The 20,870-nt window shown below is 66.6% G+C and carries 11 protein-coding genes; 5 read left to right on the top strand and 6 right to left on the bottom strand.

The window, feature by feature from the left end:
- Positions 1 to 29: 29 nt before the first annotated feature.
- On the bottom strand, positions 30 to 8,798 hold the full coding sequence (locus O5O53_RS08020; RefSeq protein WP_269511136.1) for a Rib/alpha-like domain-containing protein: 8,769 nt from the start codon (positions 8,796 to 8,798) through the stop codon (positions 30 to 32).
- Between the two features lie 207 nt (positions 8,799 to 9,005).
- Between O5O53_RS08020 and holA the strand changes: the two genes are divergently transcribed.
- Both holA and O5O53_RS08010 read left to right on the top strand, forming a co-directional pair.
- Positions 9,006 to 9,941 carry a DNA polymerase III subunit delta gene (gene holA, locus O5O53_RS08015; RefSeq protein WP_269511132.1) on the top strand — a complete coding sequence of 312 codons (936 nt, stop codon included), beginning with the start codon at positions 9,006 to 9,008 and terminating at the stop codon, positions 9,939 to 9,941.
- A complete protein-coding gene (locus O5O53_RS08010) occupies positions 9,938 to 10,585 on the top strand; it encodes a LysE family translocator (protein WP_269511129.1) in 648 nt (215 codons plus the stop codon). The genes holA and O5O53_RS08010 overlap by 4 nt, the downstream gene beginning before the upstream one ends.
- Here O5O53_RS08010 and O5O53_RS08005 read toward each other — a convergent pair.
- The 4 genes from O5O53_RS08005 to O5O53_RS07990 form a co-directional block, all read right to left on the bottom strand.
- Positions 10,582 to 11,565 carry a CE1 family esterase gene (locus O5O53_RS08005; RefSeq protein WP_269511125.1) on the bottom strand — a complete coding sequence of 328 codons (984 nt, stop codon included), beginning with the start codon at positions 11,563 to 11,565 and terminating at the stop codon, positions 10,582 to 10,584. The two genes, O5O53_RS08010 and O5O53_RS08005, sit on opposite strands and share 4 nt — an antisense overlap.
- A 90-nt stretch (positions 11,566 to 11,655) precedes the next feature.
- Positions 11,656 to 11,919 carry a 30S ribosomal protein S20 gene (rpsT, locus tag O5O53_RS08000; protein ID WP_038612735.1) on the bottom strand — a complete coding sequence of 88 codons (264 nt, stop codon included), beginning with the start codon at positions 11,917 to 11,919 and terminating at the stop codon, positions 11,656 to 11,658.
- Positions 11,920 to 12,106: 187 nt separating this feature from the next.
- A complete protein-coding gene (locus O5O53_RS07995) occupies positions 12,107 to 12,613 on the bottom strand; it encodes a type II toxin-antitoxin system PemK/MazF family toxin (RefSeq protein ID WP_239306246.1) in 507 nt (168 codons plus the stop codon).
- A gap of 33 nt (positions 12,614 to 12,646) precedes the next feature.
- Positions 12,647 to 13,516: a CPBP family intramembrane glutamic endopeptidase gene (locus O5O53_RS07990; protein WP_269511122.1), complete on the bottom strand. Its 870-nt coding sequence runs from the start codon at positions 13,514 to 13,516 to the stop codon at positions 12,647 to 12,649.
- A gap of 45 nt (positions 13,517 to 13,561) precedes the next feature.
- Here O5O53_RS07990 and lepA point away from each other — a divergent pair, with 45 nt between their 5' ends.
- Positions 13,562 to 15,436, top strand: coding sequence for a translation elongation factor 4 (gene lepA, locus O5O53_RS07985; protein ID WP_239306248.1), 1,875 nt, complete (start codon positions 13,562 to 13,564; stop codon positions 15,434 to 15,436).
- On the opposite strand, the gene O5O53_RS07980 is transcribed toward lepA, so the two are convergent.
- Entirely contained in the window at positions 15,437 to 17,428 is a 1,992-nt protein-coding gene (locus O5O53_RS07980; protein WP_269511119.1) for a hypothetical protein, read from the bottom strand.
- A 16-nt stretch (positions 17,429 to 17,444) separates the two neighbouring features.
- Here O5O53_RS07980 and O5O53_RS07975 point away from each other — a divergent pair, with 16 nt between their 5' ends.
- Together O5O53_RS07975 and O5O53_RS07970 are read left to right on the top strand one after the other, a co-directional pair.
- Positions 17,445 to 18,662, top strand: coding sequence for an alpha/beta fold hydrolase (locus tag O5O53_RS07975; protein ID WP_269511116.1), 1,218 nt, complete (start codon positions 17,445 to 17,447; stop codon positions 18,660 to 18,662).
- A gap of 262 nt (positions 18,663 to 18,924) precedes the next feature.
- Positions 18,925 to 20,865, top strand: a complete 1,941-nt coding sequence (locus O5O53_RS07970; RefSeq protein WP_269511113.1) for an alkaline phosphatase family protein — start codon at positions 18,925 to 18,927, stop codon at positions 20,863 to 20,865.
- Positions 20,866 to 20,870: the final 5 nt, after the last annotated feature.

The raw sequence follows: 20,870 nt of genomic DNA, 5'->3' as shown, positions 1-20,870 counted from the left end.
TCGCGAGTCAGGCGTCCTGACCCCGAGTACTACTTACTGCTGGACTCGGAGCTCAGCTGCTCGCCCGGGGTGCAGTTTTCCCACAGGAGTGCGGAAGCGAGCACGACCACCGCGACAGCGCCGGCGCCGCCGATGACGGTGCCGTATTCGCGGCCGAACTCCTGCAGCTGGCGGTTGATGCTCTCAACCTGGTCGACAACGTCCTGGTTGTACACGCCCACCTTTTGCTGCAGCTGGGTGTTAGCGTCGCGCAGCGCGGCGCTGACCTGCTGCGACATCTCGTCGACCCACGGTAGGTGCACCTGCGAGCCGAGCGCGATCGGGATCAGCGCCAGCAGCGGCAGGCCGAAGCCGACGCCCGTGGCGATGCAGCGCCCGCGCTCCTCCTCCGTCAGCTCAGAAGAACCGGACGGTGCGGGGGTCTCGGTGGTGCCGCCAGTGCCGTCTGTGACCGTGACCTCGATGGTGGCCTTTGTCGGCTCCTTGTCGGGGCGGGTGACTTCGACTTCGACCGGGTAGGTGCCCGGGGTGGTGTCTTCCGGCGGGGTGATCACGACGGTGCCGTCGGGTTTGACCTCGACCCAGTCGGGCGTTTCCGGTGCCGGGGTGATGGTGGTGCCGTCCGGCAGTGTCGGCGCCGGGACCTCGGTGGTGTCGCCCGGGGTGACGGTGATTTCCGGCGGGTAGTCGCCGTTCGGCTGCTCCGGCTCGGGCTGCTGCGGGTCCGTGTCGGTGCCGTCTGCGACCGTGACCTTGATGGTGGCCTTGGTCGGCTCCTTGTCGGGGCGGGTGATTTCCACCTCGACCGGGTAGGTGCCCGGGGTGGTGTCTTCCGGTGGGGTGATCACGACGGTGCCGTCGGGTTTGACCTCGACCCAGTCCGGGGTTTCCGGTGCCGGGGTGACGGTGGTGCCGTCCGGCAGCGTCGGCGTCGGGACCTCGGTGGTGTCGCCCGGGGTGACGGTGATTTCCGGCGGGTAGCCGCCGTTCGGCTGCTCCGGCTCCGTGTCGGTGCCGGCCGGCACGGATGCCGGGTCGAACGGGTTCGAGCCCTTGGCTACTTCGTCCTCGTTGGACACGCCGTCGGCGTCCCAGTCGGTCACCTCGGACATCGGCGTGCCGTCGACAGCCACCAGCGAGAACCGTGCGGTGACATCCTCGTCGGCAGGGACGCCCGGGCGGTAGGTGACGGTGACGTCGGCGGAGGCGTCGAAAAGCGATGCGAGCTCCGCGATCGACTCCTTGCCGGTGTACATCTTCGCCAGCGTCTCCAGCGTCGGCCCGACTGCGGTGATGTTGCCGTGCGCGTCCGGGTCGGAGATGTGCCACAGCCCGTTGTGGTCGTTGGCCGCGGTGATGTGGGCCTCGGACACGTCCGGGACAACCTCGAAGGTCAGCAGCGCGGTGCCGGAGCCGCCGAGTGCCGCGGCGACGGGATCGCCGTAGCTCGGGTTGTAGGCCATCCCCGCCGTGACACGGATTTCCTCCGTCTCGTAGGAGCCGTCCGGGTAGCGGATGGTCACGGTGGTCGTGAACACGTCGCCGGGCTTCGCGTCCGCCGGCACGGTGAAGTACGCAGTGCCGGCGTCGGCGATGACAAACGCCGGGTTGTCCACGGTGAACGTGGTGCCGGCCGGCAAGGAGCGGTCGCCGACCTGCGGCAGGGTCACACGCGCGCCCGGCTGGGCGTGGGTCTGGTCCCAGAACGGCGTGTGCGTAGTGGCCAGGGACTGGCCCACGGTGAGGGTGGTCTCCGCGACGTCCTTCGTGCCGTCCGGGTACGTCACGGAGACGGACACGGTTTGTTCGCCGGGCACGGAGGTGTCCGGTTTAGCGGTCCACTCGATGTGGGTGCCCGGCGGGAAGGTGTCGGCGTTGATGACGGCGGTGGCGGCCGCAGGGGCGTCCACAAACTGCTTCGTAAACACCGGGCGGGTGTCGGGCTGGTAGGACTCGTTCATCGGCGTCGCGGGAGCTTCCACGACGGTGACCTCGACCGGCACGCGGTCCTCGGTCTTGTCCGGGTAAGTCACCACCGCCGTCGCAGGGACGGTGCCCGGCTTGGAGGTGTCGGGCTCCTCATCCCAGGTGATGGTGGTGCCGGCCGGCAGGTCGGAGGCGTTTTTGATTGCGGTGGCGGCGTTCGGCGCGGGTGTGTCCACCACGGCCTGGATGCCCTGGCCCTGCGGGTCCTGCTGCTCGGCCTGGCTTGCAACGTCGATGGTGACATCGACGGTGTCCGTGGAGCCGTCCGGGTAGGTCACCACCACCGTGGCGTCCTTCGCACCCGGGGTGGAGGTGTCCGGGGCGGATTCCCAACCGGTTGTGGTGCCGGCCGGCAGGTCGGAGAGGTTGGCCACGGAGTTGCCGGCCTGCGGCACGTCGCCGCTATTGACGGTCTGGTCCTGACCCACCGGGTCGTGCTGGTCCGCCATGGAGCCGACAGTGACCTTGACGTTGACCTTGTCGGTGGTGCCGTCCGGGTAGGTCACCACCACGGTGGCGTCCTTCACGCCCGGGGTGGAGGTGTCCGGCGCGGATTCCCAGGTGATGGTGGTTCCTTCGGGCAGCAGCTTCGGGTTGGCGATGGACCCGGAAGCCTCAGGGGCCTCGCCCTCCTTCACGGACTGGTCCTTGCCCTGCGGGTTGAACTGCTGCGACTGCTCGCGGACGTCAACCTTGACCTTCACGGTCTCGCTGGAGCCGTCCGGGTAGGTCACCAGCACCTCGGCGTCCTTGGTGCCCGGCGCGGACACGTCCGGCTCGGTCTTCCAGGTCACAGTAGTGCCGGCGGGCAGCCCGGCAGCGTTGACGATGGAGCCGGTGGCCGCCGGCACCTGCCCGTGGTTGGTGCTCTGCGGCTGGCCCTCTGGGGTGAACTGGTCGGCCTGGGAGCGCACGACGACGGTGACGTCGACCTTGTCGGTGGTGCCGTCGGGGTAGGTCACCACCACCGTGGCGTTCTTGGAACCCGGGGTGGAGGTGTCCACCGGCTGCTCGAACTCGTAGTAGGAGCCGGCAGGCAGGTCGGAGACGTTGTCCACGGAAGCGCGCGGCACGACGCTGTCGCCGACGTTGACCGTCTGCTCGGCGGGTTTCGGCGTGTGCTCCTCGTTCATCGGGGTTTTCGGTGCCGCGACGACGTGGACGGTGACCGGGACGCGGTCGACCGTGCCGTCGGGGTAGGTCACCAGCACCACTGCCGGGACGTCGCCGGTGGCGGAGGTATCGGGGGCCACCGACCAGGTGTAGGTGGCGTCGGCGGGCAGGTCCGCCACGTTGGCGATGGCGGTGCGGGCCGGCGGCGCGTCCACGCCTTCGACGGCGGTGATGTCCTGGCCGGTCGCGTCGTGCTGGTCAGTGTGGGTGCGCACGATGACCTTCGCCGGCACGCGGTCCACGGAGCCGTCCGGGTAGGTCACCACCACTACGGCGTCCTTCACACCGGAGGTGGAGGTGTCCACCGGCTGTTCCCAGCTGAGGTTCGTGCCCTCCGGCAAGTCGCCGGTGAGGGAGTTGCGCGGGTCGGCGGAGTCGCCCTGGTTAACCACCTGATCGGTAGAGGTGGGCTCGTGCATCGCGGCGTCGTCGCGCACCCGCACCACGACCGGGAGGGTCTCGGAGGTGCCGTCGGGGTAGGTCACCAGGACCTCGCCGGTCTTCTGGCCGGGCGAGGAAGTGACGGGCGCGGTCACCCAGGTGATCTCGGTGCCCTCGGGAAGATCGCCGGCGTTGTCGACGGAGTCGGCAGCGGCCGGTTCTGCGCCCTTGTCCACCACCTGCAACCCCGCGTGCGGGGTGTACTGCTGCTCGTTGGAGCGGACGTTCACGCTGACGCTGACGGTCTCGGAGGTACCGTCCGGGTATTCCACGCGCACGACGGCGTCTTTCACGCCGGCGCTCGAGGTGTCCGGCGCTGTCTCCCAGGTCAGCTTGGTGCCCACCGGCAGCGAATCCGGGTGGACGATGGAGGCGGCGGGCGCCGGCTCGTCGCCGATGTTGACGGTCTGGGTCCTGCCGGCCGGTGCGTAGTACTGCTCGTCGGTGCGCACGCTGACCTTGACGGCAACTCGGTCGACGGAGCCATCCGGGTAGGTCACCAGCACCACCGCGTCCTTGGTGCCGGACGTCGAGGTGTCCACGGGGGATTCGAAGGTGAAGGTGGTGCCTTCCGGCAGGTCGCCTGCGTTGCTTATCGACGCCTCCGGGTCCACCGCAGCATCTCTATTCACCGTCTGCGGCTGGGCCTTCGGCTCGTTCGCGTCCGCAAGTGAGCTGACCACAATCTGGGTTGTGACCACCTCGGAGGAGCCGTCCGGGTAGGTGACGGTGATAGCGACATCCTGGACGCCAGGTTTGGTGGTGTCCGGCTGTGTCTCCCAGGTGTAGGTGGCGCCGGGCAGCTCGTCCGTGTTCGCGATGGAGTCCTCCGGGCGCAGGTCCTTGGCGCCGTTTTCCACGGTGCGCACCTTGGGCGCGGGGGTGAGGGTGTCGGCCTGCGGGCGCACGGTGACGGTGACGTCGACGGTGTCGGTGGAGCCGTCCGGGTAGGTCACCTTCACCTTGCCGGGCTTGTCGCCGGGGGTGGAGGTGTCGGGGGCGCTGTCCCACTCGACCTTGGTTCCTGCCGGCAGGTCGGCAAGGTTGCCGATGGACGCGGCCGCGTCCGGGGTGGCGCCGTTGTCCACGGTCTGTTCCGCGGGGGTGGGGGCGTAGTCGTCGGCAAGCGGGGTGACCGTGACGGTCACGGTGATGGTGTCGACCGTGTCGTCCGGGTACACGACCCGCACCTCGACGTTGTTGAACGTGCCGGGTTCGTCCGTCGACGGCGGGTTGACGAACTCGAAGTGCGTGCCGGCCGGCAGCGAGTCCGCATTCGCCACGGCAGTGCGGGCGTCGAGCGCATTCTTCGCCTTGACCGTGACGTCTTGGCCGTTGGGGTCGTTGGTCGTGTTCATCGGCTCTGCCGGCTTCGGCGTCACGTTGACCTGCACCGGCACGTCCTCGGTGGAGCCGTCCGGGTAGGTCACGCGCACCACCGCGTCTTGGGTGCCGGACGACGAGGTGTCAGGTTCGGTGGCCCAGGTGAACGTGGTGCCGGCGGGCAGGTCGCCGATGTTGGTGATCGCCGACTCGGGGTACGCCTTCGCACCTTTGACCACGTCGATGGTTTGGCTTTCAGGCGTGTTGGTGTCGGCCTGCGGGCGCACCGTCACGGTCTTGGTGACCTTATCGGTGGAGCCGTCCGGGTACGTCACCACCACGGTGACCTGCTGCTGCCCCGGCTTCGAGGTGTCCACCGGGTTCTCCAGCGCGAGCGTGGTGCCTTCCGGCAGCGTGTCCTCATTGGCCAGCAGGTCTTCTGCTGTGACATGGCTGCCGTTGTCGACGGTGACGTCGGCGCCCTGCGGGTCGGTGGTGTCCGAAAGCGGGCGCACGGTGACCTTCACCGGCACTGTGTCCACGCTGCCGTCGGGGTAGGTGACGATGACGTTGGTGGTGTACGTGCCGGGCTTATCGGTCGACGGCTGCGTCTCAAAGGTGAACTTGGTGCCCTCCGGCAGGTCGCCGGCGTTGGTGATGGACTCCTTCGGGTCCAACGTGCTGCCGTTGTCCACGGTCCGCTCCTGGCCCTCGGGGTTAAGCGCGTCGGCCTGCGTGCGCACGACCACGCTCACCGGGATCTTCTCGGTGGAGCCGTCGGGGTAGGTGACCACCACCACGGCGTCCTTCGAACCCGGGGAGGAGGTGTCGGGTGCGCTCTCCCAGGCAATCTTGGTGCCCTCCGGCAGCGACCCTGCGTCCGCGATGGAGTCTTCCGCCTTCGGGGTGGTGCCGTTGTCCACGGTCTGCGTCTTCGCCGCCGGGGCGTACTGGTCCGCCTGGGTGCGGACCTCCACCTGCACCTTGACTTCGTCGGTCGTGCCGTCGGGGTAGGTCACGCGCACCACGCCGTCCTTGGTGCCCGGCGTGGAGGTGTCCGGGGTGGTGGCCCATTCGATGCGGGTGCCGTCGGGAAGCTGCTGGTTCGGAAGCAGCGACAGCGCCGGGTCGAGTTCCGTGTTCTGGTCCACCACCTGCACCGCGGGCTGCGGGTCGTACTGCTCGTTTTGCGCCGTCACCGAGACCTTCACGGGAACCTTGTCCACGCTGCCGTCCGGGTACGTCACAACCACAACGGCATCCTTGGTGCCCGGCGTGGAGGTGTCCGGCGCCTTCTCAAACTCGAAGGTGGTGCCCTCGGGGAGGTCGCCTGCGTTGCTTATCGACGCCTCCGGGTCCACCTCAGCACCATTGTCCAGCGTCTGCTGCGTCCCGGACGGGTCGAACTGCTCCGCCTGGGAGCGCACGTGCACCGTCACCGGCACGCGGTCCACGGTGTCGTCGGGGTAGGTGACAATGACGTCGGCCTGCTTGTCGCCGGACGTGGAGGTGTCCACCGGCGACTCGAAGCGGAAGAACGTGCCTGCCGGCATGTGGTCAGCGTCGGCGATGGAAGCTCGCGCGACCGGAGTGTCGTCCAGGTTTACCGTCTGGTCCTGGCCGGCCGGGTCGTTGGTCTGGTTCAGCGGCTTCGCTGGGGCCGGGGTGATGCGCACAGTCACCGGCACGCGGTCCACGGAGCCGTCGGGGTAGGTCACAACCACCACGGCCGGGACGTCGCCGACGTTGTCGGTGGAGGGAGCCTCCTCCCAGGTGTACGTTGCACCGCCGGGCAGGTCCGCCACGTTCGCGATGGCGGAGCGGGCCTCTGGCACGGACGTGCCCTCGACAGCCTCGGTGGTCTGGCCCTGTGGGGTGAACGTGTCCGCCTGCGGGGTCGGCTTGACGGTGACGGTGGCGTAGACCGTCTCCTGGGAGCCGTCCGGGTAGACCACCTGCACGGGAATCTTGTACTCGCCCGGCTCGGCGCCCGCCGGCGGGGTGGCGGAGAACCCGCCGGTCCCCGCGTCCGACGCGGGTTGCGTGGTCCAGCCGGAAACGGGGTTTCCGGAGGCGTCGACAGGCGTGCCGTAGGTGAACTTCGTGCCCGCCGGCACCGACGTGTCCGTCTGATTCAGCGTGACGGCGCTGCCGGGGAAGGTTTCCTTGGCGGTGTAGGCCGGCTGGCTCACCGCGTTTTGGCCCTGGGCGACGATGAAGGAGTCGGAGGCGAGCAGATCGCCGACGCCGCTGTACAGCGTCGCGGAGTACACGGTGCCGGCGGCCGCAGACGGGTCCGAGGACACCTGGAAGGTGCAGGCGTTCGCCTCGGCGAGGGAGGACACCGGGCATTCCTTGACGACCTTGCCGGTGGTTTCATTGCGCCAGACGATGCGGTTGCCCTTCACCGGCGGGAGGGTGCCGGTGACGTTGAGCTGCGCGGTGCCGCCCAGCGGCGCGGGGTTGAGCAGCTGGTCGTAATTGGGGATGTCCAGCTTCACCGGGCCGTAGGGCAGGACCGCGAAACCGAAGTTGTAGAAGTTGTCCGGCGCCGGGTTCATGCTCGGCACAATTGCCGCGGCCGGGCGGGGCGCTTCGCCTGCGTTGTCGTTGTACTTCTGGAACACGGGGGTGGGGAACGGCGAGTAAGCGTTGACCTGCTGGCCGTTCGGGTCCGTGACCCACATGTACATGCGCGAGTTGCCGGTGAGGTCCTTGTAGCCGGTGCGCAGGGTGTACTGTCCGTTCGCGTCGGTTTTGCCGGTGACGGTCACCGCGATCGGCTCTTTGCCAGCTGCCCGCATGTCCTTGAGCATGGCCTGGATCGCGCCGGCGCGCTGCGCCAGCGTGATCTTGGAGTCGTTTTCGATCGCCTCGACACGTTTCTGAGCCTCCGGAGTCAGCACCGAAGCGAAGACGTTGTAGCCCTCGAGGTTGGTGTCGCCGTCGCCTGTGTTGCGGGTGGGCGGACCGACCGTGCGGTCGCCCTTGAGCGTGTCCATCCACACAAAGCCGGAGATAGTGTCCGTCACCGACAAGGTGACGGCCGGGTTGGACAGTGGGCCGAGCGGGTCCACCTTGACGTTGGGGGCGGACATGTAGTTCTTGGCGGGGTCCACCGCCTCTGTGAGGAAGATGCCGGTGCGCTGCATGTTGGTGCCGACCAGCTGGAACATGCCGGACGCGTCCGCCGGGTACTGGCCGGAGCCCGGGGCAACTCCAACCCAGGAGTTGGGCACGATGCCGCCGGATTGGCGGGTGTAGACGTACGGGTTTCCGGTCTCCGGGTTGACCAGGTCTTTCTCCGCCACCCACAGGCGGTAGGCCTGCTGGCCGTTGCCCACGCCGGAGGCGTCGAATAGGTGGGGATTGCCGTTGGCGTCGTAGAAGGAGACGTAGTTGCCCTTTTTGTCCTTGACCAGGTTGCCCTTGGCGTCGCGCATGCGGAGGTCGAAGGCATACGCGCCGGCATCCTGCCCTGCCAGGCGCTGGGACTGGGCCGCGTAGACGGGCGAAAGCGTGCCGTCCTTGTCGCGGAACTGCATGAACACCGTCACGCCGTTGAGACCCATGGTGTCGGAGATGCTCGACGGCGCGGTCGTTTCCATCACGCCGACGCGCCCCGATAGCAGGTTTGCGGCATTGGTGAGGTCGATGGCGCTGTTGACATAGCCGTTTTTGATCGCGTCTGCGTCAATCGTTCCGGCCGGGGCAGCCCACTTCGGGTCGGCAGGGTTGCTGTTAGTGACGGCTTCGGCGTCGGGGGTGGACTCCGGGGAGACCACCGCGTGGGTGAGTGGGGCAACGGTGGCGATGGCGAGTGCGGCGGCCGCGATGGACGTGCCGCGGTGGCGGGAAGTGACGTGCGTGCTCAAAAGAGGGGGTCCTTTTCCGTTTGATGGTGTCAGTCCGGTGCGAAGCAGCAGGTGCGCTACCGGGCAGTGACGCCCGGCAGAGACTCCTATAAAAGTATGAAGCCTTCGTGATCAATTTGCCAGGGTTATCCGAAAGAAAATCGCTGAAATCATTCGGCGGTTCACGCGAGGTGCAGGACTCGGTGCGGCACGGGAGCAGGACGTAAGATGGCGCGCATGCTCAACCCCGTGCACCTGGTGCTCGGCGAGGACGATTTCCTCGCCGAGCGCGCAACCAAAGCCATCGTCGCCCAAGCCGGCGAAGGCATGGAGGTGACGACCCTGCGCGCCGGCGACGTCTCCGAAGGGGAGATCGCGATGGCAACCAGCCCGTCGCTGTTCGCGGAGGACCGCGTAGTGGTGGTCAAGCACGCAGAACTCGCCGGCAAGGAGCCCACCGAGATCCTCCTGCAGGCGTGTGTGAACCCCGCGCCGGGCATCACGCTGATCGTCGAGCACACCGGTGGCGGGCGCCAAAAGGCGATGGTGAAGAAGTTCGCCAAGGTCGCCGAGGTGCACAAGGCCGATCCGCTGAAAGACAACGAGCGCCGCTCGTGGCTGATGGAGGAGTTCCGCAGCCACGGCGTGCGCCCCACCCCGGATGTGGCGGCGGCCGTGCTTGAATCGGTCGGCTCGGACCTGCGCGAGCTCGCCTCCGCCGTCAGCCAGCTGGTCAGCGACACCGAGGGCGAGCTCACCGTCGAATCGGTGCGTGCCTACTACGTGGGCGTGGCTGAGGTCGCCGGTTTCGACATCGCGGACCAGGCAGTGGCGGGACGCGCGGACCGGGCGCTCGCCTCCACGCGCCGCGCGCTGCAGCTGGGCACCAGCCCGGTGTCCATCGCGGCGGCGCTCGCGCGCAAGGTCGGCGACATTGCCAAACTGCACGGCGTGCGCGGCAACCCGGATCAGTTGGCGCGCACCGTCGGCATGCACCCGTACGTGGCGAAAAAGACCATGCAGGTGGCGCGCCAGTGGAGCGGGGATGCGGTGTCCCACGCCGTGATCATCGTCTCTGACCTCGACGCCGAGGTGAAGGGCCAAGGCGGCGACCCGGAGTTCGCCCTCGAAAACGCGGTGCGGCGCATCGCGGAGCTGGCATGATCGCGCCGGGCGATCTTGCGGTCATCGTCGGGCTCAACCTGGTTGGCGCCGCCGCCCCCGGCCCGGACATGGTCCTGCTCATGCGCACGGCGACCCGCTCGCGAAAGCACGCCTGGGCGACCAACCTGGGTATCCACACCGGCGCCGCGCTGTGGTTCACGCTCACCGTCGTGGGCGCGGCGGCGCTGTTGCACGCGGTGCCGCAGGCCGTCGCCGCCATCCAGATTCTCGGTGGCGCGGCGCTGATCTGGATGGGCCAGCACAACCTGCGCGGCGGGCTGCGCGACAGGCACGATCCACCCGCGGATCTGGAGGAAGCGGTGCAGCGGTTGGGCTCGGTGCAAGCTGCCTATCGACGAGGTCTGGCCACCAACCTGGCCAACCCCAAAATCGTGGTCGCGCTGACCGCCATGATCGCGCCGCTTTTGCCCGCGAACCCCTCACTGGCAACCGCGGTGATTGTCATCGCCGCGCTCTGGCTCAGCTCGTTCGCCCTGTTCGGGGCGGTCGCGCAGATCACCTCGGCAGAACGCGTGCGCCGGAAGTTCCTCCGCGCCGGGCCCTACATCGACATCGTCGCGGGCGCGTTTTTCATGGTGGTCGGCGCTGTGCTCATTGCCCGCGGGCTGGTCAGCGTGATCTAGAGGTAGCGGTGCAAAAACTGCGCCGTCTGGCGCGTCGCGCTAGGCGAGTCGAACCAGGTGTGGCCGCCGCCCTCGACGCGCTCGATGCGCACAGGTGCGGAGCAGTGCTCGAAGTCGAAGGTGGTGATGCTGCCCGAGCGCGACTGCGACGCCGTCGTGGAGCAATCGTTCTTGCGGGCGAAGGTGCGCGCCACCGATTCGACGGACTCGAAAGGCGCGCCGTGGCGGAAACCGCCGTTGTAGCCGACAACGCCGTCGTTGGTGCCGTGCATGATCATCGTGGGCACCTCGCCGGATGTGCAGCCGGTGACGGTGGGGGAGTAGAACGCGCCCGCCACCGACGCGACACCGCGCACTGTCTCCGGGGCGTGGCAGGCGAGCGCGGCGACCATGCCGCCGCCGTTGGACAGGCCCACGGCGACGGTGCGGGAGGTGTCGGCGTTGTAGCGCGAAGCGACGTCGCGAAGCACGGCCTTGGTGTACGCGACATCCTCGTCGATGCTGGTGTCCGCGTACGGCGCGCCGCCCCACGCGTTGTCCACGCCCTGGCCGTAGACCACGATCGCGTCCGTGAACTGGCTCTCCAAGTTGGAGTAGTCGTGCATGTTGGCAGAGGTGTGGTGCCAGCCGCCGAAGCCCAGCACCACCGGGTAGGACTTCTCTGAGTCATAGCCGCGCGGCAGCACCACGTCGTAGGTGCGGCTGCGCCCGTCCACCTGCAGCGAGTGGGTGTGCTCGCGCGACGGCGATGTGACCTTGCCGTTTTTCACCATCGGAATCGCAATCGCGATGCTGGCCACAAGTGCGGCCAGCACCCCGAGCGCACGCACCTGCTCCGGGTCCACGCCCGGGGCGTAGCGGGCCAGAAGCTCCTCAAATTCGGGCGAGGAGCTCAGCTGCTGCGCCTCGGCCGGTACCGGCAACGACAGAGACAGGGAAGTGGCAAGCGCGGCAGCCAGCGCGCGGCGGGAGTGTTTCACGGCAGTATTCTTTTCTCTTCAAATGGGGTCTTGATACACGAAACGCCCCGCGCACCGATTCAACGATGCACGGGGCGGAACATGACGGAATTAGTCCATCTTGTTCAGGGCGCGGGCCATGTTGGACTTCTTGTTCGCTGCGGAGTTGCGGTGGAACACGCCCTTGGTCACAGCCTTGTCCAGCTTGCGGGAAGCCACGCGCAGCTGCGCCTCAGCGGCAGCCTTGTCGCCGGACTCCACAGCCTCGCGGAACTTGCGGATCTCCGTGCGGGTGGCGGAGCGGACGGACTTGTTGCGCATGCGGCGCTTCTCGTTGGTGAGGACGCGCTTCTTCTGCTGCTTGATGTTAGCCATTATGAAATACCTCTTGGTTTCTCAATCGAACATGGATGTCGTCGTCCCAGCCGGGGTATTTCGCGCACTGCTTTGGCTATGAACGCGAACCCAAGGTCCTGCCCGCGTAGCAGTGCGCACCCGTAGGTGGCCGGTAACGGTCAACTCGAGCAGGATAACAGCACCGGCGGTGCGGGCCAAACTGCCCTTACAACCACTGGAAGCGCTCACGCAGCGTGTTTGCCACCCGCTCGAAGCGGCGCTGCGGCACGGTGGTGCCGCGCCGGTGCACGTCGGCCTCCGGTACCACGAGCGTTTTGTCCAGGCGCACCCAGCACGGATGGCCTGAGGCGTCCCAGTCGCCGGGGCCGATTTCAAACCAGCGGTCGTCCTCCGCGTGCTCCTCTTCCGGGGAGATGAGCAGGCCCAAGATGTCGCTGTGCTCGCGGCCCACCACCAGCATGGAGCGCTCTTTCGGCGGGTGCGACGGCACGGTCACCCACACCACCTCGCCGGGTTCGGCGCCGCCGTCCATGTCGGGGGCGTAGTAGACGTTGCGGGGCACCGAGCCGGTGGGGCGCACGTCCACGCGCGAGGCGCGCTTGCGGCGCATCTCAATCTGGTTGGTCACCCGGTCGTGCAGCAGGGCCAGGCCTTGGTCGAGCGATGCCGTGCGGGGTCGCGCGCCTTTGCGCTTAAATCGCTCGAACGCCACGTTGGCACCTCCACATTGCAGTTATCTGCAACCTTAAGCTTTCGTGTCTGCCGGGACAAGGGGTTTCTGCTGTTCTGCTGAAATCCCCCGCAGCGCCCACAGAAGGAGGGCGGTGCACACGACGGTCATCAGCGAGGCGCCCAGCATCTGCTGCCAACCGATCTCCGTCGCGTTCGGGTCCACCATGTCCAGCGCCCCGTAGCCGAAGAAGATCGTGTTGCTCACGGCGTGCAGCGCAATCGACGCCTCGAGCCCGCCCGTGCGCCAGGTCAGCACCGCGGTGCACACGGCGAATATGGCGATGTCGATGAGCCCGACCCAGTTGTAGGCGTGGCCCGCCACAAAGGCGATGCCCGGCAGCAGGTAGGCCAGCCACGCGGGCGCCCGCCACTGCCCGAGGATCTGCGGCAGCGCGCCGCGGAAGAGGAACTCCTCGGCGGCGGACTGCAGCGGCACGGCGATCAGCAGCGCCGCGAGGAGGGTCAGCCGGAACGGGTTGACGGTGGCTTCGGCGTGGGCGCCCCGGAAGGCGTCGATAAGCACTTGCGCCCCGTAGACCGCGCCGACGACTACAAGCGCGCGCCCGAGCACACCCCACCGCATTCCAAGCGCGGTGCTGAACAGCGCCGATGGGCGGCGCCCGGCGATGCGCGCGGCGAGAAACGGCGCCGGCAGGATCGCCGCGATGATCAGCACCTGCACGAGCGGGCTGAGCGGGTCCGTCGAGCCCTCGACGAGCATTTCGAAGTCGCGGCCGGAGGACCCGGCGGCCAGCCCGAGGGCGATCACCGACGCAACCGCAAACAGGGCCACGAACGCGACCAGCACCACGAGCTCGATCAGTGCCCGCCACCACGTAGCGGGCCGGTAGCGGGAGACAAGTCCTAAACGGTGGTAAGGCATGGTGCATACCGTAGCGCGGGGCTCGCAAAGTAGGATGTGGCAACTATGGCCGCCAAATCGAAAAACTTTGCAGAGGAAACGTTCACGGACCCCGCCCGGATCCGCAACTTCTGCATCATCGCGCACATCGACCACGGCAAGTCCACGCTGGCAGACCGCATTTTGCAGCTGTCCAACGTTGTCGACGAGCGCGAGATGCGCGACCAGTACCTCGACAACATGGATATCGAGCGCGAACGCGGCATCACCATCAAGGCGCAGAACGTGCGCCTGCCGTGGGTGCCGAAGACCGGCGATCACGTCGGCGAGCAGATGGTGCTGCAGATGATCGACACCCCAGGCCACGTGGACTTCTCCTACGAGGTCGCCCGCAGTTTGGACGCCTGCGAGGGGGCAATTTTGCTTGTCGACGCTGCCCAGGGCATCGAGGCGCAAACCCTGGCCAACCTCTACATGGCCATCGACAACGACCTCGAGATCATCCCGGTGCTGAACAAGATCGACCTGCCGGCGGCGGACCCGGAGAAGTACGCCCTGGAGATCGCCAACATCATCGGCTGCGAGCCGGAGGACGTGCTGCGCGTTTCCGGCAAGACGGGCGAGGGCGTGCCGGAGCTGTTGGACCGCGTGGTGGACCTGATTCCTTCTCCTTCCTCCCCTTCGGGCGCGGCAGCGACCGACGCCGACGCACCGGCCCGCGCGCTGATCTTCGACTCGGTGTATGACACCTACCGCGGCGTGGTCACCTACATCCGCATGATGGACGGCAAGCTCGAGCCGAACCAGAAGGTGCAGATGATGAACACCGGCAAGACGCTGGAGATCCTCGAAATCGGCGTCGTCTCGCCCACCATGAAAAAGACGAAGGGTTTGGGCCCCGGCGAGGTGGGCTACCTCATCACCGGCGTGAAAGACGTGCGCGACACCCGAGTCGGCGACACCGTCACCTGGGCCTCCAAGGGCGCCGAGGAGCCGTTGGAGGGCTTCGAAGACGTCAAGCCCATGGTCTACTCGGGCCTGTTCCCGGTGAGCCAGGAAGACTTCCCCACGCTGCGCGAGAGCTTGGAGAAGCTGCAGCTTAACGACGCTTCCTTGACCTGGGAGCCGGAAACCTCCGTTGCGCTGGGCTTCGGCTTCCGTTGTGGATTTTTGGGCCTGCTGCACATGGAGATCACCCGCACCCGCTTGGAGCGCGAGTTCGACCTGGACCTGATCTCCACCGCACCGTCCGTGACCTACCGCGTGGTGGCCGAGGACGGCACCGAGCAGATCGTGCACAACCCGTCGGACTGGCCCAGCGGCAAGATCCCCGAGGTCTACGAGCCGATCGTGAACATGACCATCATCGTGCCCCAGGAGTTCGTGGGCTCCACGATGGAGCTGTGCCAGTCCAAGCGCGGCCAGATGAAGAACATGGAGTACCTGTCTGAGGACCGCGTGGAGTTGCGCTACATCATGCCGCTCGGCGAGATCATCTTCGACTTCTTCGACATGCTGAAGTCCCGCACCAAGGGCTACGCGTCGCTGAATTACGAGGAGGCCGGCGAGCAGCTCGCCGACCTGGTCAAGGTGGACATCCTGCTGCAGGGCGAGCCGGTGGACGCCTTCTCCGCCATCGTGCACAAGGATTCCGCGCAGTGGTACGGCAACAAGATGACCAAGAAGCTCAAGGAGCTCATCCCGCGCCAGCAGTTCGAGGTGCCGGTCCAGGCCGCCATCGGCTCGAAGATCATCGCCCGCGAAAACATCCGTGCGCTGCGCAAGGACGTGCTGTCCAAGTGCTACGGCGGCGACATCTCCCGCAAGCGCAAGCTTTTGGAGAAGCAGAAGGCCGGTAAGAAGCGCATGAAGAACATCGGCTCTGTCACCGTGCCGCAGGAAGCGTTCGTGGCTGCGCTGTCCACCGACGGCGAGGAGTAGTTACTCCTCCACGAGGCGGAGGTGCCGGCCCTGCTTCGTGGCCTTCCTGAACACCGCCTGCAGGGCGCCCACCAGGGCGAACATCAGCACGAAGATGATCAGCCCCATGCCGAGGTTGCCCCACAGGCCCTCCCAGCCGGCGGCCTGGGCCCAGTCCGGGGCACCGATGGCCGCGGCGACGAAGCCCAGAATCAGGTTCATCGCCTCGGAGCGCTTCGCCTCCGCCTCGGCGATTTCGCCGGAGACCTGCTCGAACTGGGTACGGATCACGCCTTGGCGGGACTTGACCTTGGTGTCGAAGTCGTCGCGTAGCTGGTCGAAGCCGGTGGTGCGCTGCAGCCCTTTGAGCACGCGGGTGTCGATGTCGCGGCCCGGCACGCGCCTAAACCACAGCTTGTCGCGGATCTCAATGTGGTCCAGCTGCAGCTTCTCCAGGCGCTCCAGATCCGCCTGCAACGCTTGGCGCTGCACCTGCTCCGAACCGGCGGCGCCATCCGCACGGCTGGTGTGCGCCGCGGAGTCGCCGATGATTTTCAGGGACTTGCGCAGGTGTGTTTCGCCCGCCTGGGCGCGCATCTGCAGCATCACCAGGTCCACGAACCGGGTGTTGGCCAACGACCAGTAGCGCATGCCTTCGCGGCTGGCGGATTTGCTGCGCACCATGCCCACGCCGGCCTCAGAGGTCATCACGGTCCAGGAAGACAGCTTCGCCGCCACGAACCCGCTTAGCGCCTCGGGCGTTTGCAGCGGCACCTGCTCGGGGTAGGAGTCCGCCCCGGTGAGGATCTGCCAGGCCCATTGCTCGTGCCACTTCCAGGTGCTGTCCGGGTCGTCGAGGACGAACGGAGCGTCGATACGCGAAGGCACCGAGCCGTTGTTGCCCTCGCTCAAGGTGTCCAGCACCGACTGCGGCTTCGCGGGGTTGGGGATGGCCATGGCCACGCGCTGCGGGGCGGGCAACGTGAATGTGCTCGAGCAACCGCCTTCGCAGGTGGCCACGAGCCCGCCGCTGGTGGACAGCTTCATGGAGGTTTCACGCCCCATGGCGGCGTCGATTTCGCGCACGGCGAGGTTGACGAACTTGGTCAGGGCGTACAGCTGCGGCGGGCTGTAGTCGTAGTCGCCTGCGCGGTCGTAGAACTGCACCGAGTTGCGCGGCTTGGTCAACGCGGCGCTTAAAAAACCCAGCGTGGCCGAGGAGAGGTTTTCCGCCACGACGTTGAGCACCAAGAAGTCGCTGACCACGTGCGCCGGCTCCGGCACCTTGGCGGCCAGGTTGGTCAGGTGCAGGTCGTGGAACTGCAGCACCTCCGCCGACAGCAACCGCAGCGTCGCGGTGCCGTGGCTTCCGCGCGTGCCGCGCACCTGGTCCTCCCACGCCACCTGGTGGTCGTAGTTGACCAGCTCGAAGGCGGTTTCGTTGGGCACTTCGTCGAAGACAAAGTGGTGCGCGGCGATAGCGGGGTCCCAGCCCGCGTCAGCAAGGTCCATCTCTTCGGCGGCGGTGGCATTTGCTTTCCGACGCCTCCGGTTAGCCTCCACCACCTCATCCAGCTCCGAGTGGTTGAACACCTCCCGGTTCGCGTGCGGGCGGGCGTCGGCGGTGCGCTTCACGTCCGCGTCCACGGAGCCTGCACCCACGGCGTCGTGCACCGGCTCCAAAAACCGGTTGCGCGCGTCGTTGTAATACGGCCTGCCACCTTCGACGATGACATCGCCGTAGTAGCCCTCGCGCTCGTCCGGCTTGCGGAAAACGCCGCGCGCCGGGTCCCACATCGGGTTTTCGATGGTGCGCAGCCCCTTGTCGCGGCCGTAAGCCCAGCCGTGTGCACCGAGGTCGAACGGTTTGCCGTCCGCAGTCAGGCTCGCGGCTTCCGGGATGGGAAGCACCAGAGAAAAAGACGCCAACCGCCACTCCGGTAACATCGTTGCACTGAACGATTCTGGGACGAGGAAGTCGTATCCAAGGTCCTGGTAAGAACGCACTTTCATATTTGGAGGGTATCCCATGGGCTCCACTGTTTTCTTCCCGGATGTCACCGTGCGGGAGCATGAGATTGAGGTGCCGGTGAGCCGTGAGGATGCGTCGCTAGGCAATATCAGCGTCTTTTGTCGCGAGCTTTCTACCGACGACTCTTTGCCGGCCCTCGCGTATTTCCAGGGTGGTCCCGGCAAGCCCGGCCCCCGGATGCTGATGGACTGGATTCCGGAAGCGCTGAAGCGCTACCGCGTGTTTTTAATGGATGAGCGCGGCACGGGGCGCTCCCACAAGATCGACCGCACCACGCCCGAGCGCATCACCGCGGACATGCTTGCGCACCTGCGCCCGCCGGATGTGGCCGCCGACGCCGAGGCGATGCGCCAACATTTGGGCCTTGAGCAGTGGGACCTGTTGGGCAATTCCTTCGGTGCGGCGTGCGCGAGCTCGTACCTGTCCTACTTCCCGTCAGGCCTGCGCCGCGTGCACCTGGCGGGCGCGGTGCCGGAGCCGGAGATGGACGTCGACGCGTTCAACCGCCTGACGTTCCGATTGCTCACGCAGAGGCAGCAGCAGCTTTTTCGCGCGATTCCGTGGATAAAGGACAGGGTCGAAGAAGTTGCCGACCACCTGGACAACCACGACGAGCGCATGCCCACCGGGGAGCGTCTGTCCGCAGCAAGGATGAAGATGGCAGGCGTGCTGCTGGGCGAGGAGGACGATTTCGCCCGGCTGGCCAACCTGTTCGAGGCACCGTTTACCACCCGCGGCGGCGAGAAGCGCCTGCGCGGAGACTTCCTGGCGCAGCTCGGCAGCATCATTTCGCTGGAGACCATGCCGCTGTGGGCCGTAATCCACGAGACCGTGATGGCGCGGCCGGGCCGCGCGGTGAACTGGTCCGCGGACCGCATCTGGCGCGAGGAGTTCTATGATCTGCCCCTGCTTGGCAACCACTTCTTCCGCACCCACTTCGAGGAAGACCCCGCGCTGACCCCCTTCTACGAGGCGGTGGATCAGGTGCACCAGCGCACCGACCTCAAGGCGCAGGCGAAGGACCCTGCAGGCAACGAGGTGCCTGCAGCGGCGATTCTGTACGAAAAGGACGTGTTCATCCCGTACGAGCTCACCGCGCGCTCCGCGGGCAAGACCCCGAACCTGAAGGTGTGGACGCACCCGGAGTGGTTCCACGACGGCATCTGGGTGCACGGCGCCGAGGTCGCCCGCGGCCTGTTTGAGATGCTGGACTAGCCGTGAGCGAGCGCCCCCGGCGCAACCCCGAAAGTTGAACCGAAGGTAAATTCTAGGGAAACGGTTGATGGGGCGGCGCTGCGCGCGCCATGCCCAGGAGCTGGGGATTTGGGTGAAAACCCGTGTTCGGCCGCGGGAATCTCAGGTTTTGCACAGTAAGTTCAGCGGGCATTTAATCGTTGCTGAAAGGGCCCGGACCTCTTGCTGGAGGCCCCCGCAGCTTTCGTCGTTTTCATCCTCGCCTGACTGAAAGTTGGACACCATGAAGCTCCGCACCCGCGCCATCGCAGCTTGCGCTGCAGCTGCCGCAACAGCCCCGTTTTTCCCCGGCATCGCAGACGCCGCAACCAAGACACCGATCGAACACGTTGTGGTGATCTTTTCGGAGAACATCTCCTTCGACCACTACTTCGCCACCTACCCCAACGCGCTGAACAAGGACGGAGAGACGCTGCAGGGCAGCGGCAAGGCTGCGCCGAAGTTTCAGGCGAAGCCGAACACCCCGAAGGCCGACAACCTGGAAAACGCGGACCTTCTGGGCGAGAAGAACCCGAACTCGATCAAGCCGTTCCGCATCGGCCCGGGCAATGCGGTGACCACCGACCAGAACCACCACTACGGTGATGAGCAGGCTGCCTACAACGGCGGCAAGATGGATATGTTCCCGGAGACGGTGTCCACCGACATCGACAAGTACGGACAGGACGCGTTTGCCACCCCTGGCATGACCATGGGCTACTACGACGGCAACACTGTGACGGGTCTGTGGAACTACGCGCAGAACTTCGCGATGAACGACAACAGCTTCTCCACCATCTTCGGCCCTTCCACTCCGGGTGCGCTGAACCTGATTGCGGGCACCGTGGCCGACGGCACCATGCACGATCCCGCCACCGGCGAGCAGCAGAAGATCAAGGACGGGGAGAACCACGCACTCGCGGGGGTGTCTGAAGACGGCATGACAGCCACCGTGGTGGGCGACCCGGACCCGCTGTTCGACGACTGCTCCAACAAGTCCTCGGCAGGCACCAACCAGGTCACGGCGATGCACTCGAAGAACATCGGCGATCAGCTCAATGAAAAGGATGTGACCTGGGGCTGGTTCCAGGGTGGCTTCCGCCCGACTGAGGAAGCCACCGACAACAGCCGTGCTCGCTGCGGCGCGGCGCACAAGACGTTGAGCGGCCAGGATCAAACGGACTACAACCCGCACCACCAGCCGTTCCAGTACTACGCCTCGACCGCGAACCCGCATCACCTCGCCCCGTCGTCGGACGAGATGATCGGCAAGACGGACCGCGCGAACCACCAGTACGACCTGAAGGATTTCGACACCGCGTTGGAGCAGGGCAACCTGCCGGCCGTGTCCTTCCTCAAGGCCGCGAACTACCAGGACGGCCACGCCGGCTACTCCAACCCGCTGGATGAGCAGGCGTTTATCACCCACTACATCAACGAGCTGCAGAACTCCCCGCAGTGGGACTCCACCGCCGTGGTCATCGCGTACGACGACTCCGACGGCTGGTACGACCACAAGGCGCCCGAGATCCTCAACGGCTCCAACGATCCGCACCAGGACAAGGAAATCTGCACCGCCGCGGCGAAGAAGGTCGGCGTCGCCGGCGACAAGCACGGCCAGTGCGGACCGGGCACCCGTCAGCCGTTGCTGGTGGTTTCGCCGTACTCCAAGGTCAACCACATCGACTCGACCTACACGGAGCAAACCTCCATCACCAAGTTCATCCAGGACAACTGGGGCTTGGGCCGTCTCGGCGGCATCGCCTTCGACGAGCGCGCCGGCGAGCTGAATTCGATGTTCGACTTCAGCGGCGCGAAGGCGCCGAAAGTGTTCCTCAACGAAACCGACGGCACCGTGGCGAAGGACTACGCCTCCATCGAGCGCCTGGACAACACCTCCCGCGAGACCACCAACCTCAAGCCGGTTGTCGAAGGCATGAACAACCCGCTGGTGACGGAGAAGGGGGTGCCGGCCTACACCACGCTGGCTAAGAAGGACGCCTCCCCGGCCGAGCAGCAGAGCAACTCCTCCGAGTCCAGCGATGCCGATGGTTCCTCCAAGGGCGGCATCATCGCCGCTGTGGTGCTGGCGCTGGCCATCGCGGTCGGCATCGGCAGCTGGTACATGAACGGCATGCCTGGTGTCGACCCGAAGATGGTCGAGAACTTCAAGCTGCCGTTCTAAAACCT

This window comes from Corynebacterium faecium (assembly GCF_027257105.1).
Classification (GTDB): domain Bacteria; phylum Actinomycetota; class Actinomycetes; order Mycobacteriales; family Mycobacteriaceae; genus Corynebacterium; species Corynebacterium lehmanniae.
This window is presented reverse-complemented; position numbering and strand designations above follow the sequence as displayed.

Bases quoted from the DNA above. Each gene is read 5' to 3' on its own strand.
- holA (WP_269511132.1), top strand. From the start codon at position 9,006: ATGGCGCGCATGCTCAACCCCGTGCACCTGGTGCTCGGCGAGGACGAT.
- O5O53_RS08010 (WP_269511129.1), top strand. From the start codon at position 9,938: ATGATCGCGCCGGGCGATCTTGCGGTCATCGTCGGGCTCAACCTGGTT.
- rpsT (WP_038612735.1), bottom strand. From the start codon at position 11,919: ATGGCTAACATCAAGCAGCAGAAGAAGCGCGTCCTCACCAACGAGAAG.
- O5O53_RS07990 (WP_269511122.1), bottom strand. From the start codon at position 13,516: ATGCCTTACCACCGTTTAGGACTTGTCTCCCGCTACCGGCCCGCTACG.
- lepA (WP_239306248.1), top strand. From the start codon at position 13,562: ATGGCCGCCAAATCGAAAAACTTTGCAGAGGAAACGTTCACGGACCCC.
- O5O53_RS07980 (WP_269511119.1), bottom strand. From the start codon at position 17,428: ATGAAAGTGCGTTCTTACCAGGACCTTGGATACGACTTCCTCGTCCCA.
- O5O53_RS07975 (WP_269511116.1), top strand. From the start codon at position 17,445: ATGGGCTCCACTGTTTTCTTCCCGGATGTCACCGTGCGGGAGCATGAG.
- O5O53_RS07970 (WP_269511113.1), top strand. From the start codon at position 18,925: ATGAAGCTCCGCACCCGCGCCATCGCAGCTTGCGCTGCAGCTGCCGCA.